The sequence below is a fragment of the Candidatus Mycobacterium wuenschmannii genome (assembly GCF_030252325.1).
Lineage (GTDB): Bacteria > Actinomycetota > Actinomycetes > Mycobacteriales > Mycobacteriaceae > Mycobacterium > Mycobacterium wuenschmannii.
The window spans coordinates 2,276,713-2,291,806 of record NZ_CP126981.1 but is presented as its reverse complement, the minus strand read 5'-3'; the positions used below and the strand labels follow the sequence as shown (position 1 = coordinate 2,291,806).

3 protein-coding genes are annotated in these 15,094 nt (G+C 69.9%); all 3 read left to right on the top strand.

Going from position 1 to position 15,094, the window contains the following annotated elements; genetic code table 11:
• Positions 1 to 2 precede the first annotated feature (2 nt).
• From PT015_RS10815 to PT015_RS10805, 3 genes are read left to right on the top strand one after another with little or no spacing between them, the layout of a single operon-like run.
• Positions 3 to 5,291, top strand: coding sequence for a type I polyketide synthase (locus PT015_RS10815; RefSeq protein WP_285190610.1), 5,289 nt, complete (start codon positions 3 to 5; stop codon positions 5,289 to 5,291).
• The gene (locus PT015_RS10810; RefSeq protein ID WP_285190609.1) at positions 5,291 to 10,711 is read left to right on the top strand and encodes a type I polyketide synthase; all 5,421 of its coding nucleotides are present in this window, start codon (positions 5,291 to 5,293) and stop codon (positions 10,709 to 10,711) included. Before PT015_RS10815 ends, PT015_RS10810 begins: the two co-directional genes overlap by 1 nt.
• Before the next feature lie 44 nt (positions 10,712 to 10,755).
• Positions 10,756 to 15,093: a type I polyketide synthase gene (locus PT015_RS10805; RefSeq protein WP_285191049.1), complete on the top strand. Its 4,338-nt coding sequence runs from the start codon at positions 10,756 to 10,758 to the stop codon at positions 15,091 to 15,093.
• The last annotated feature ends 1 nt before the right edge of the window (position 15,094 follow it).

Below are 15,094 nucleotides of genomic sequence, written 5' to 3'. Positions count from 1 at the left end.
CGATGACAGCGCCAGACCGTCGGGCGATCATCACCGAGGCGCTCCGCAAGATCGATGACCTGACAGCCCGGCTCGAGATCGCCGAGAAGGCCGACCTCGAACCGATTGCCGTGGTGGGCATGGCCTGCCGGTTGCCGGGTGGTGTCGACACTCCCGCCGATTACTGGCAGCTGCTCGAGGAGGGGCGCAGCGGCATCGTCCGGGTTCCCGCGGATCGCTGGGACGCCGACGCCTATTTCTCCGAGGACCACACCCGCCCGGGCACCATCTGCAACCGGGAGGGCGGCTTCCTCACCTCATGGCAGCCCGACCAGTTCGACGCGGAGTTCTTCGGGATCTCGCCGCGCGAGGCGGTCGCGATGGACCCGCAGCAGCGGCTGCTGCTCGAAGTCGCCTGGGAGGCACTCGAAAACGCCGGTGTCACACCGAAATCCGTGCGCAACAGCCAGACCGGCATCTACGTCGGCTTGACCACCTACGACTATGCGCTGATGGCGGCCGACGGTCCGGCGAACGAGATGGACCCCTACATCCCGTTCGGCAGCGCCTCGAACTTCGCCGCGGGCCGGTTGTCCTACTTCCTCGGGGTGCACGGGCCTGCCGTGGTGGTCGACACCGCGTGCTCGTCGTCGCTCGTCGCGATCCATCTGGCCTGCCAGAGCCTGCGGCGCCGCGAGTCGGACCAGGCGCTCGCCGCCGGTACAAACCTGATTCTGACGCCGCACAACAGCTTTGCCTGTTCGCGGTGGGGGATGCTCGCTCCGGACGGTCAGTGCAAGACCTTCGACGCGGCCGCCAACGGCTACACCCGCAGCGAAGGCTGCGGCGTGGTCGTGCTCAAGCGACTCAGTGATGCTGAGCGCGACGGGGATACGGTGCTGGCCCTGGTGCGCGGTTCGGCCGTCAACCAGGACGGCCCGAGCAGCGGGCAGACGGTGCCCAGCGGTCCCGCCCAGCAGGCGGTCATGCGCGCGGCCCTGGCGTCGGCGCGGTTGCAGCCCTCCGAGATCGACTATGTCGAGGCGCACGGCACCGGCACGGCGCTGGGCGACCCGATCGAACTCGACGCGCTCAGTGCGGTTTTCGGTGAGCGCGACGATTCGGCGCCGCTGGTGCTCGGCTCGGTGAAGACGAACCTGGGCCACCTGGAGAACTCGGCCGGCATCGCCGGCTTCATCAAGACCGTGCTCAGCATGAACCACGGTCAGATTCCACCGCATCTGCATTTCACCGAACTCACCCCGAACGCCGGTGCGGGGGCGTCGAAATTCACCATCGCCGCCGACGGAATGGCGTGGCCCGATGTCGCTCGTCCGCGCCGCGCGGGCGTCTCGTCGTTCGGTGTCAGCGGCACCAACGCCCACGTGGTCATCGAGCAGGCGCCCGCCCTGGAAAAGGTTGCGGCGCAACCGGAGCCGAGTGTCAGCACGCTCGTCATCTCCGGCAAGACCTCCGCCCGTATCGCACCGATCGCCGGGATGCTCGCCGATTGGATGTCCAGCGTCGGCGCCGACGTGCCGCTGTCCGACATCGCGCACACCGTGAACAACCACCGAGGCCGCTACCGCAGCTTCGCCGCCGTCGCGGCGCGCAGCCACGAGCAGGCTATCGCCGGTCTGCGGGCGCTGGCCGCGGGTGAACCCGCCACCGGCGTCGTCGAACCGATGGAGAAGCCGCACGGTTCCGGCACGGTGTTCCTGTACTCGGGTCAGGGTTCGCAGTGGGCGGGCATGGGCAAGCAGTTGCTGGCCGACGAGCCGGCGTTTGCTGCGGCGGTTGCCGAGCTGGAGCCCGACTTCGTCGCACAGGTGGGCTTTTCGCTGCGGGATGTGTTGCTGTCTGGTGAGCCGGTGGTCGGCATCGACCGGATTCAGCCGGTGCTGGTCGGCATGCAGTTGGCGTTGACGGCGTTGTGGCGCTCCTACGGGGTCGAGCCGGATGCGGTGATCGGTCACTCGATGGGTGAGGTCACCGCGGCCGTCGTGTCCGGTGCGCTGAGCCCGGCCGACGGGCTGAAAGTCATTGCGACGCGGTCGAAGCTGATGAAGCGGTTGTCCGGCCAGGGCGCGATGGCACTCGTCGAACTCGACGCCGCGGAGGCCGAGAAGCTGGTCGGGCAGTATCCCGACGTGACCGTCGCGGTGTATGCCGCGCCGCAGCAGACCGTGATCGCGGGCCCGCCCGAGCAGATCGACGCCGCGATCGCCGCGGTCGACGCGCAAGGCCTGCTGGCCCGTCGCGTCGAGGTGGACGTCGCGTCGCACCACCCGACCGTCGACCCGATCCTGGCCGACCTCAAGGTCGCGCTGGAGGACCTCAAGCCGCAGAAGCCGCGAATCCCGTTGATCAGCACGGTGGGTCAGTCCGCTGACACGGCCGCACCGGCCTTTGACGCCGAGTACTGGGTGGTGAACCTGCGCAACCCGGTGCGGTTCAAGCAGGCCGTCGCGAAAGCTGCCGAAACGCACACCACGTTCGTCGAAATCAGCCCGCACCCGCTGCTCACGCACGGCATCGGCGAGACGCTGGCCTCGGTGTCGTCCCGCGACCAGTTCAGCGTCACCGCGGCGATGAAGCGTGGCGACGACGAAACCCTTTCCGTCCATGAGCAACTCGCGACGATCGGGGTGACCGGCGAGCCGGCCGAGGGCCGTCGTCGCATCGAGATCCCGGCCTCGCCGTGGCTGCACGCCAGCTACTGGCAGGAGAAGAAGCCATCCGGTCACCGGCGCAGCGACGGGCACCCGCTGCTGGGTTCACACGTCGACCTGCCGTCGGGCCGAGAGCATGTGTGGCAGACCGACATCGGCGTCGCCACGCTGCCGTGGTTGGCCGCCCACACGGTGCACGGCCAGGCCGTGGTTCCCGCCGCCGGTTTCGCCGAGATGGCGCTGGCCGCCGCGGTCCAGGCGCTCGGCGACGGCGTCGCGGTGAGCAAGTTGACCATCGAGCGGCCGCTGATCCTCGACGCGCAGACCCGGGTCAGCACCCAACTCTCGTTGAACCCCGACGTGAATCGCGTGGAGATCCAGGCCCGTTCGGCGGGCGGCAGCTGGACCCGGTACGCGGTGGCCGACGTGATCACCCAAACCGGACCGACCGGCGCGGCACCCGGGGAGGGTGTCGAGATCGCCCTGCCGGAGGACGTCGCCGACCACGCCGAGTACCGCGTTCACCCGGTGCTGCTCGACGCCGCGCTGCAGCGGCTCGCGGCCGGCATCGAGTCCGAGGACGCCAACTACCAACCGGTTTCGGTCGAGTCGATCCAGCTGTTCGCTCCGGTCCGCGGCCGGGCGCGGGTGCACACCGAGCTGGCCGACGAGCGCGGCCGTGTCGTGCTCACCGACGATGCCGGAGTCGTCCTCGCCGAACTGACCGGCATCGAACTCAAGCCCGTCGACCTGGCCAGCGTGCCGCTGTCGCTGGAGCAGAAGATCTTCGACGCCGCGTGGGTGCAGAGCCCGGCGCCGCAGGGCGGCTCCGTGGCCGACGGCACCTGGGTGGTGCTGGCCGAAAAAGATTCCGAGACAGCCGATCTCGCGGCACGGGCGACCGACGCGCTCACCTCGTCGACCCGCCGCGCGATCAGCGCCCCGCTGGGTGACGAGGCCGCGCTGGCCGAGGCGTTCGCCAAGACCGCCGACGCGAACCCGGTCGGCATCGTCGTGCTGCTCGCCAACTCGCCCTTCGACATCGAAGCCACCGACGCCGCCCTGCACCGGGCCCAGCAACTGGTCGTCGACATCACCGCGGCGGCGCACGCGGCCGTCGACGGCTGGACGGGCACCTCGCCGCGGCTGTGGCTGGTCACCCGCGACGGGCTGTCGGTGCACGACGACGAACCGGGCGACCCGGCGATCGGCGCCCTCAAGGGTCTGATCCGCAACTGGCGGTTCCCCGGCGAGGCGGCCCGCGTGCTGGCCGGCGAACCGGACCTCGGCGCCACCCTGCTCGACGTCGGCAATGCGAACGTCATCGACACACTGACCGCCGAACTCGCCGCCGCGACCGGTGACGACGTGGTGGCCCTGCGCGAAGACGGCCGGTTCGTCGAGCGCCTGGTTCGCGCCACCGTGGACGGCGGCCCGCACGAGGCGGTGGTCCGCGACGACGGCTCCTACCTCATCACCGGTGGTCTGGGTGGCCTGGGCACCGTCGTCACCCGCTGGCTCGTCGACCGGGGCGCGGGCCGCATCGTGCTCAGCGGCCGCAGCGAGCCGTCGGACGAGCAGCGCGCCTACCTGGACGGGCTCGGCACCGAGGTCGTCTACGTCGCCGGCGACATCGCCACCGCGGGCGTCGCGGAACGGCTGGTGGCCGCGGCCGAGGAGACCGGCAAGCCGCTGCGCGGCCTCGTGCACGGCGCCGGCGTCACCGGCGACGGCCTGGTGAGCGCCCTGACCCAGGAGGGCCTGGAACGCGTCTGGACGCCCAAGGTCGCCGGCGCGCTGCGGCTGAACGCCGCGACCGCCGACAAGGACATGGACTGGTGGGTCGGCTTCTCGTCGATGGCCACCATGCTCGGCCTGCCCGGCCAGCTGGCCTACGCCGCCGGCAACGCCTGGCTCGACGCGCTGATGACCTGGCGTCGCGCCACCGGCCGGCCGGCCACCGCGATCAACTGGGGACAGTGGTCCGCCGTCGGCATGAGCAGCAAGCTGACCTACAGCGTGCTCGACCCGATCACGCCCGACGAGGGCGTCGAGGCGCTGCAGGCCCTGGTCGGCGGCCCGCTCAACCGCGTCGGTGTCGGACGGCTGCGGCTCGACCGCGCGGTCGCGGCGACCCCGGAGTTCCGCGAACTCGCCTACTTCGAGCGGATCGCCTCCGAGTTCGAGGCAGGCGTCGAGGTCATCGACCAGCGGCCGGACGCCGAGGAGATGGCCGCCGCGGTGGCCGAGGCCCCGGACTGGTCGACGCTGTCCACCGACGAGCGGCTCAGTGAACTGCAGAGCCGGTTGCAGGCCATCCTGGGTCGCGAGCTGCGGATGTCGCCGTCGTCGATCAACCTCGACGCGCCGTTCCCGGAGCTGGGCCTGGACTCGATGATGGCCATGACGGTGCTCAAGGAGACCAAGAAACTGGTCGGCCTGGACGTGTCGGCGAACATGTTGTTCAACCACCCGACGATCGCCTCGCTGGCCACCTACGTCGCCGGCCTGCTTGCACCGCCGGACACGCCGGAGGAAGATACCGCCGAGCTAGCGGCCGACTCGGCGAGCAGCGTGTTGGATGAATTGTTTGACAGCGTGGAGTCGGCTTCGGCGGGCAGTGAGAGCGGTATTTTTTGATGGCGACGATTTACGACAGAGTTTCGGCGATGCCCGGCGACAAGCGGGACGCGCTGACGCAGCAGTTCGACAAGGCGTCGCGGATCGCGTCTGCCGAGCCGATCGCGGTCGTGGGGATGGGCTGCCGCTTTCCCGGTGACGCCAACGGCCCGGAGGGCTACTGGGACTTCCTGACCAAGGGTGGCGACGGGATCAGCGAGATCCCGGCCGACCGGTGGAACGCCGACGAGTTCTACGACGCCGACCAGTTCGCGCCCGGCCGGATGCAGTCCAAGTGGGGCGGCTTCCTGTCCGACGTGTCCGGTTTCGACGCCGACTACTTCGGCATCTCGCCGCGCGAGGCCGAGGCGATGGACCCCCAGCAGCGGCTGATGCTGGAGGTGGCCTACGAGGCGCTCGAGCACGCCGGCATCGCCACCGAGGACCTGTCCGGTGTGCGCGCCGCGGTGCTGATGGGCGTGTATTACGGGGAGTACCAGACGATTTCGGCGGCCAACCCGGACGCCATCGACGCCTACTCCGCGACCGGCAACGCCCACGCCGTCGCGGTCGGGCGCATCGCGTACCTGCTGGGACTACGCGGCCCGGCGGTCGCGATCGACTCCGCGTGCTCGTCGTCGTTGGTGACGATCCACCTGGCCTGCCAGAGCCTGCGGCTGCGGGAGAGCGACCTGGCCCTGGCCGGCGGGGTCAGCCTGATCCTGCGTCCCGAGACGCAGATCGCGATGGCCAAGTGGGGCATGCTGTCGCCGAATGGCCGTTGCTACTCCTTCGATTCGCGCGCCGACGGCTTCGTCCGCGGCGAGGGCTGCGGTGTCGTGGTGCTCAAGCGCCTCACCGATGCGGTGCGCGACGGCGACCGGGTGCTGGCCGTCGTGCGGGGTTCGGCGGTCAACCAGGACGGCCGCTCCAACGGCCTGACCGCGCCGAACACCATCGCGCAGCAGGACGTCATCCGGGCCGCGCTGCGCAGCGCCGACGTCACCGCGGGCTCGGTGAACTACATCGAGGCTCACGGCACCGGCACCGGCCTGGGCGACCCGATCGAGTTCGAGGCGCTGGCCGATCAGTACGGCCGCGGCGAGGGCGAATGTGCCCTGGGCGCAGTCAAATCCAACTTCGGCCACCTGGAGGCGGCGGCGGGCATCGCCGGCTTCATCAAGGCCGCGCTGTCGGTGCAGCGGGCGCAGATCCCGCCGAACCTCAACTTCGCGCAATGGAACCCGGCGATCGACCACAAGTCGACCCGGATGTTCGTCCCCACCGAGCTGCGGGACTGGCCGCTCGAGGAGGGGCCGCGCCGCGCCGCGATCTCGTCGTTCGGGATCGGCGGCACCAACGCCCACGTCGTGATCGAGCAAGGCCCCGAACCGGTTTCGCTCGCCGGCGCCGACGCCGCTCCACCGGTGACGACCCTGGTGATCTCCGGCAAGAACGAGCAGCGCATCGCCTCCTGGGCCACCGCGCTCGCCGACTGGATGGGCGAGCAGGGGGCGCAGGTGCCGCTGGCCGACATCGCGCACACCGTCAACCTGTATCGCAGCCGCCACAGCAAGATCGCCACCGTGTCGGCGCGCGACCGCGCCGAGGTCATCGCCGGCCTGCGGGCGCTGGCCGCCGGCCAACCGACGCCGGGAGTCGTTGCCGCGCACGACGTTCCGCGCGGCAAGGGCACCGTCTTCCTGTACTCGGGTCAGGGTTCGCAGTGGGCCGGCATGGGCAAGCAGCTGCTGGCCGACGAGCCGGCGTTCGCCGCGGCCGTGAACGAGCTGGAGTCGGACTTCGTTGCGCAGGTGGGCTTTTCGCTGCGGGATGTGTTGCTGTCTGGTGAGCCGGTGGTCGGCATCGACCGGATTCAGCCGGTGCTGGTCGGCATGCAGTTGGCGTTGACGGCGTTGTGGCGCTCCTACGGGGTCGAGCCGGATGCCGTGATCGGTCACTCGATGGGTGAGGTCACCGCGGCTGTCGTCTCGGGCGCGCTGAGCCCGGCCGACGGGCTGAAAGTCATTGCGACGCGGTCGAAGCTGATGAAGCAGTTGTCCGGCCAGGGTGCGATGGCGCTGCTGGAGTTGGGCGCCGCCGAAGCCGAGAAGCTGGTCGGGGAATACCCCGACATCACCGTCGCGGTGTATGCCGCGCCGCAGCAGACCGTGATCGCCGGCCCGCCCGACCAGGTCGACGCGGCCATCGCGGTCGTCGACAGGCAGGGCAAGCTGGCACGTCGCGTCGAGGTGGACGTCGCGTCGCACCACCCGACCGTCGACCCGATCCTGGCCGACCTGAAGACCGCGCTGGCCGACCTGAAGCCGCAGACCCCGCGAATCCCGTTGATCAGCACCGTCGGTCAGTCCGACGAGGCCGCACCCGCGTTCGACGCGGACTACTGGGTGGTCAACCTGCGAAACCCGGTGCGGTTCAGCCAGGCCGTCGCAACCGCGGCCGAGAGCCACGCGAATTTCGTCGAAGTCAGCCCACACCCGCTGCTCAGCCACGCCATCAACGGCACGCTGGAATCGGCCAAGCCGCGGGGCGGCGCGCTGGTGTCGGGAACGCTGACCCGGGACAACCCCGAGACGCTGACGTTCCACACCTCACTGGCCACCGTCCGGCCGCCGTCGATCGCGGCCGCGCAGAGCGCCACTGGCACAAAGACACTCATCGACCTGCCGCCGACACCGTGGCACCACGTCCGCTACTGGGCCGCGCCGACCGCGACCAACCGGCAACCGGCCAGCGCCCACCCCTTGCTCGGCACGCACGTCGAGTTGCCGTCCGGCCGCGAGCACATCTTCACCGCCGACGTCGGCACCGACCTGGTGCCCTACATGCTCGACCACAAGGTGCACGGCCAGCCGGTCATGCCCGGCACCGGCTTCGGTGAGATCGCACTGGCCGCCGCCAGCGAGGCGCTCGGCCTGCCCGCCACGTCGGTGTCCGTGGGCGTCGAGGTCGAGCAGATGCTGCCGCTGGCCGAGTCGACCCAGCTCACCACCCAACTCACCCGCGGCGAGAAGGATGGCGACGAGATTCGCGTCGAGATCCACTCGCGTTCGGCCACTGGGGCATGGATCCGGCACGCCGTCGGGAAAGTCACTGTGACACAGGGGGATACAGGGGGACAGTCGGATCCGCCCAGCGTGCCCGCCGCGTCGTCGGAGCCGGGCACCGCGCTCTCGCCCGCGGACCTGTACTCGGCGCTGCGCGCCACCGGTCTGCACCACGCGGAGGCGTTCGCCGCCCTGACCCGCATCGTCCGCCGGCCCAACGGCACCTCGGAGACCGAGATCGTGTTGCCGGACAAGGCGACCGGGCACCGCGGCTACCGCATCCACCCGGTGCTGCTCGACGCCGCGCTGCAGGGCCTGGCCGCCGCGCTGTCCAGCGAAGCGCTGGCCGACGCCGACGAGGCCACCTACCTGCCGGTGTCGTTCGAGAAGATCCGGGTCTTCGGCGAGGTCGGCCGGCGCGCCCGCTGCCGCGCCGAGTTGGTCAGCACCGACGGAGCCGGCATCAACGGCCGCGTGCTCATCAGCGACGAGACGGGCACTCCGACCGCCGAGATCAGCGGCATCTACCTGCAGCGCGTGCAGCGCCGCAGTGTGCCGTTGCCGTTGGAGCAGAAGATCTTCGACACCGAGTGGGTCGAGACCCCGGTCGACGCCGCGGCCACCGCGCCGGACGGCAGCTGGCTGGTGCTCACCGATGGAGCCGAATCCGAGTCCGCCGCCAAGGAATTCGCCGCCGCGTTCGCCGCGCCCACCCGGCGGGTGCTGACCGCCGACCTGGGCAGCGAATCCGCTGTCCTGGAGGCATTCTCGCAGGCCGCCGGCGACGCCGAGTTGCCGCCCGTCGGCGTGGTGGTCTTCGCGGGCCGCCAGTCTTTCGACGGCTCCGAGTCCGGCGACGCGCCGGGCCGCGGCCGCGACCTGACGTGGGGCGTCGCGTCGACCGTGCGCACGATCCTCACCGGCTGGCACGGCAAACCGCCGCGGCTGTGGGTGGTGTCCCGCGACGGTCTTGCCGTCGAGGACGGCGAGGCCGGCGATCCGTCGATCAGCGCGCTGGCCGGCCTGATCCGCGTGCTGGCCTACGAGCACCCTGACCTGCGCACCACGCTGGTCGACCTCGCGGGTGCCGACATCGCCTCGCTCACTGGGGAATTCGGCCTCACCGGAGACGACGTCATCGCCCGGCGCGGCGAGAAGCGTTACGCCAAGCGACTTTCCCGTGCGACGCTGTCAGCGGGCAAGGGCGGTAACGCCGTTCGGTCCGACGGCGCCTACGTCATCACCGGTGGCCTGCGCGGTCTCGGCCTCGCGATGGCCCGCTGGCTGGTCGACAGCGGCGCCGGCCGCGTCGTGCTCAACGGGCGATCCGACCCGTCCGACGAGGCGCAGACGCTGGTCGAGGAACTGCAGCAGCGCGCCCAGATCGCCGTCGTGCTCGGCGACATCGCCGCGCCCGGAGTCGCCGAAAAGCTGGTCGCCTCCGCCGAGGAGACCGGTCTGACGCTGCGCGGCGTGATGCACAGCGCCGTCGTACTCGACGACCAGATCGTCGCCGGCCTCAGCCAGGACAGCCTGGAGCGGGTCTGGGCGCCGAAAGCCCATGGCGCGCTGCGCCTGCACGTAGCAACCGTCGGCAAGGACCTCGACTGGTGGCTCGGCTTCTCGTCGACCTCGTCGCTGCTCGGCGCGCCCGGTCAGGGTGCCTACGCGGCGGCCAGCGCCTGGCTCGACGGCCTGGTCGACTGGCGACGGGCTTCGGGGCTGCCCGCCACCACCATCAACTGGGGCCAGTGGGCTGACATCGGCGTGGCCCGTGCGCTGACTTTCAGTGCGCTGGACCCGATCTCGCCCGCCGAGGGCATCGAGGCGCTGGAGGCCATCCTTGCCGCCCACCCCACCAACATCGGGGTGGCGCGGCTGCGGCTGGACCGGGCCGCGGCCGCGTTCCCGGAGATCCAGCAGCTCGGCTTCTTCTCGAAGCTGGCCGCCGAACTCGACATCGACGACGAGGACGACGACTGGGCCGGCCCCGACGCGCTGCGCGAGCTGGATCCCGCCGAGGCGAGCCGGGTGATCATCGGGCGCTTGGGCGCTCGCATCCTGGCGATCATGGGCTACCCGAAGGGCAGCACCCTCGACGCCGACCAGCCGCTCACCGAGTTGGGCATGGATTCGCTTATGGCGGTGCGAATCCGCAACACTGTGCGTGGCGACTTCGGGGTGGAACCGCCGGTGGCCCTGCTGCTCCAGGGCGCCTCGTTGACCGCATTGACAACCGACTTGATCCGCCAGCTGGGCCTGGAAGAAGCAGACAAGGCCGACAGCGGTGGCGGTGTTCGTGACCGAGCCAACAAGCGTGCCGCAGCCCGGCAGCGTGCGGCGGCTCGGCGAAAGGTAGGAGATCGAGTGTGACCAGCAACAGCGAATTGCCGCCCAACGCAATCGCGGTGGTCGGCATGGCGGCCCGCTTGCCCGGCGCCAACACGCTGTCGGCATTCTGGGACAACCTGCGCCGCGGCGAGGAGTCGATCGTCACGCTGGCCGAAGACGACCTGCTGGCCGAGGGCATTCCCGAGAAGACGCTCTCGAACCACGCGTATGTGCGGCGGGCCGCGTTGATGGACGGTATCGACGAATTCGACGCCGACTTCTTCGGTTTCACCCCGCAGGCGGCGCGCTCGACCGATCCGCAGCACCGGCTGTTCCTGCAGACCGCGTTCCACGCCATCGAGGACGCGGGCTACGACCCCGCCGAGATCGAGGGCACGGTGGGGGTTTACGCGACCAGCACCACCAGCGGCTACCTGTTGCACAACATCATGTCCAACCGCGACCCGAATGTCGTGATGGGACAAGGCATCACGTTCGACATGGTCGAGCTGTCGATGCAGAACGACAAGGACTACCTGGCCACCAAGGTCGCGTACGCGCTGAACCTACGCGGCCCCGCGCTGTCGGTGCAGACCGCCTGCTCCTCGGCGCTGGTCGCCGTGCACCTGGCCTGCCAGAGCATCCTCAACGGCGAGTGCGAGCTGGCGCTGGCCGGCGGTGCGTCGCTGCGCATCCCGCACCACGTCGGGTACTGGTACGCCCCGGGCTCGATGGTGTCGCCGACCGGCCACTGTCGGCCGTTCGACGCGCGCTCGGACGGCACCATCTTCGGCAGCGGCGTCGGGGTCGTGGTACTCAAGGCGCTGCAGGACGCCGTCGACGACGGCGACCGCATCCACGCGGTGATCCGCGGATCGGCGCTGAACAACGACGGCTCGACCAAGATGACCTACGCCGCCCCGACCGCGGCCGGTCAGGCCGACGTCATCGCCGAGGCGCACGCGATCGCCGAAGTCGACGCCTCGGAGATCAGCTACATCGAGACGCATGGCACCGGCACCCCGCTGGGTGACCCCATCGAAATCGAAGGCCTGCGACAGGCTTTCGAGGTGTCCGAGGAGCCCCGCTCCGGCCCCTGCTACGTCGGCTCGGTGAAATCCAACATCGGTCACCTGGAGTCGGCCGCCGGAATCGCCAGCCTGATCAAGGCGATCCTGTGCCTCAAGCACCGGGCCATCCCGGCGACGCTGCACTACACCAGCCCCAACCCCGAATTGCATTTGGACCGTGGACCTTTCAAGGTTCGTAGCGAATACGGCCCCTGGGAGTGGGACGGCGTGTTGCGCGCCGGCGTCAGCTCTTTCGGTGTCGGTGGCACCAACGCGCACCTGGTGATCGAAGAGGCGCCGCGCGTCGCCGCCAGCTCACCCGTGAGCGGCCCGCAGGTGCTGCTGATGTCGGCGCGCAGCACCGACGCGCTCGAGCAGTCACGCAAGTCGCTGGCCGCAGAACTCGCCAAAGGTGAGGCCAACCTGGCCGACGTCGCCTACACGCTGACCCGCCGCCGCAAGGACGACGTCCGGCTGGCCGCCGTGGTCAAGGACACCCAGGACGCGATCGCCGTGCTGGAGGCCGGCGAACACGACAACGTGTTCATCGGTGAATCCGCGCCCAACGCAAAGGGTTCCGACCGGGTCGCGTTCCTGTTCCCGGGGCAGGGCGCGCAGCACATCGGCATGGCCCGCGGCCTCTACGACCACGAGCCGGTATTCGCCGAGCACTTCGACCAGTGCGCCACCGGCTTCGGCGACGAACTCGGCATCGACCTGCGCGCCGAGATCTTCGAAGGCACCGCCCGCAACCTGGAGCGCACCGACCGCACCCAGCCGGCGCTGTTCGCCGTCGAATACGCGCTGGCCAAGCTGATCGAGAGCTACGGCGTCCAGCCCGCGGCGCTGGCCGGACACAGCATCGGTGAATACGTCGCCGGCACCATCGCCGGTGTCTTCGACATCGAGACCGCCATCAAGGTGGTGTCGATGCGCGCCCGCCTGATGCACGCCGCACCGCGCGGCGTGATGGTCGCGGTGGCGCTCAGCCCCGAAGCGGTCGCCGAGTATCTCAACGGCGACGTCGATATCGCCACCATCAACGAGCCGGGCGGCTGCGTGGTCGCGGGCTCCGAGGACGGCATCCGCCAGTTCAGCGACCGCCTCACCGAGAAGGGCATCGTGGCGCGGCGGGTCCGCACCTCGCACGCGTTCCACTCGCGCCTGATGGACTCGATGATCCCGGAGTTCACCGGCTTCCTCTCCCGTCAGACGTTGCGCGAACCGCAGATTCCGTTGCTGTCCAACGTGACCGGGACGTGGCTGGCCGCCAGCGAGGCCACCAACCCGCAGACCTGGGCACGCCAGGTGCGCGCCACCGTTCGCTTCTCTGACGAGGTCGACGTGCTGCTCGGCGACCCGAACCGCGTCCTGATCGAGGTGGGCCCCGGCGGAACGCTCACGTCGAGCGCCAGCCGGCACCACCGCTGGGGCGCCGGGCATCGCGCGGTGCGGTTGATGCGTCACCACGCACAGAACCGCGACGACCGCGACGCGTTCCTGCTCGCGCTCGGCCAACTCTGGTCGGCCGGCGTCGAGGTGGACTGGTCGCCGCTGCGCGGTGGGCAGTCCGGGCAGCTGATCACGTTGCCGGGTTATCCCTTCGAGCGGCAACGGCATTGGATCGAGCACCGCAACAACGTGTGGACCGGCGGCGACGCGGCGAGCAACGCGACCGCCGCCGTAGGCACTTCGGAGACGCCCCAGGCCGCCAAGAACGGTCAGTCGCCGATGGAGGCCACGCTGCAGCGCATCTGGGGGCAGTGCCTGGGCCTGGGCACGGTCGACCGCAAGGCCAACTTCTTTGAGCTGGGCGGTGATTCGCTGGTCGCGATCAGCGTCGCGATGACCGCCGGCAACGAGGGCCTCGACCTGACGCCGCAGGACCTCTACGAGAACCAGACGGTGGCCGAGCTCGCCAAGGCTCTGACCGCCCGGTACGCGGCCGGGGGACTGGCCCGCCAATCACTCAGCGATGTCGCCCATCCACCCGTCCCGCCCAACATCTCGTACTTCCTCGAGCACGGTTTGCGGGAGCAGGAACAATGGCGTATCCCGCTGATTCTGCACTTGCGGTCCGATGTCGAGGTCGACGACGTGTGCGCCGTGTTGACCGCGGTGCGTAATCACCACGAGGCGCTGAGGCTGCGGCTCGTGGAGCGCGCCGGCACCTGGGAGCAGGTCATCGGTGAGCCGGGCGACTTCGCCGACTTGGCCACCCGGGCGCTGCCGGAAGACATCAAGCCGGGCACGCCTCAGGAGCGCGACGCGCTGCTTGCGACCCTGATTGATGTTGTGCGGCAACAAGATCCGGCGAATCCTCTGATCGCGACCTATGTGCGGGGCGTTCCGGACGGCCCGTGCTACCTGGCGGTGAGTGTGCGCGCGATCGTGGCCGACAATGCGACCCGCGACATCCTGTTGACCGACATCTTCACCGCGTTCGGGCAGCAGCTTGCCGGCGAGGAGATCGCGTTGCAGCCGGTGCCGACGCCGTGGACTGAGTGGTCGCAGCGCTGCGCGGCGCTGGCCGTCCACCCGGCGGTGATCGAGAGCCGGGACTACTGGCTGTCGGCAGCGACCGCGTCCACGCTGAAGGTGGTGGGCGAGCGGGCCGACGGTGCACCCGGCCTCGCGGAGGTGGCCCGCATCGCGTCGTCGTTGACGGTGGCCGAGACCACCGAAATCGATGATGCCCGACGGCGACTGCGGGTACCGATCGACGAGATGCTGCTGGCCGCGCTGGGCCGGGCGATCGCGGAACTGGTCGGCGACGGTGTGGTCTCGGTCGACCTGAGTGGGGAGGGTCGCTCGGTACTCAAGCCCGACGTCGACTTGCGCCGTACCGTCGGCTGGTTCGACACCGTCTATCCGGTCGCACTCAACTGCTCGAAAAACGACGACGCCAAGACGCTGCTCGACGACGTGCACGCCAGGCTGACCGCGGTGCCGCATTACGGTCTGGGCTACGGGCTGCTGCGCTACCTCTACGCGCCGACGGCGCGTCAGCTCGGCGGGTCGGGCGTGGCCGACATCTTCTTCTCGTATATCGGCACGATCCCGGATCTGCCGCCGCTGGGCGAGGATATCGCGGTCCGCTTCGACTCCGACACCGCTCTTCCTGTGCGGGAGGCGCTTCCGGGCTTGGGCCACGGTATCGAGTTGCGCGTCTTCCGCACCGCCGGTGTGCTGCATCTGGATTGGTGGTACGACACCCGTCGGATCGACGGCAAGACGGTGCAGGCACTGGCCGAGGGATACTCCCGCACCTTGCTCGAGCTGATTCGAGAGGTTCTCGCCGCGGACGAGATGGACTCCGGCAGTGACGAAATGGAACTCGTCGACCTGTCTTAAG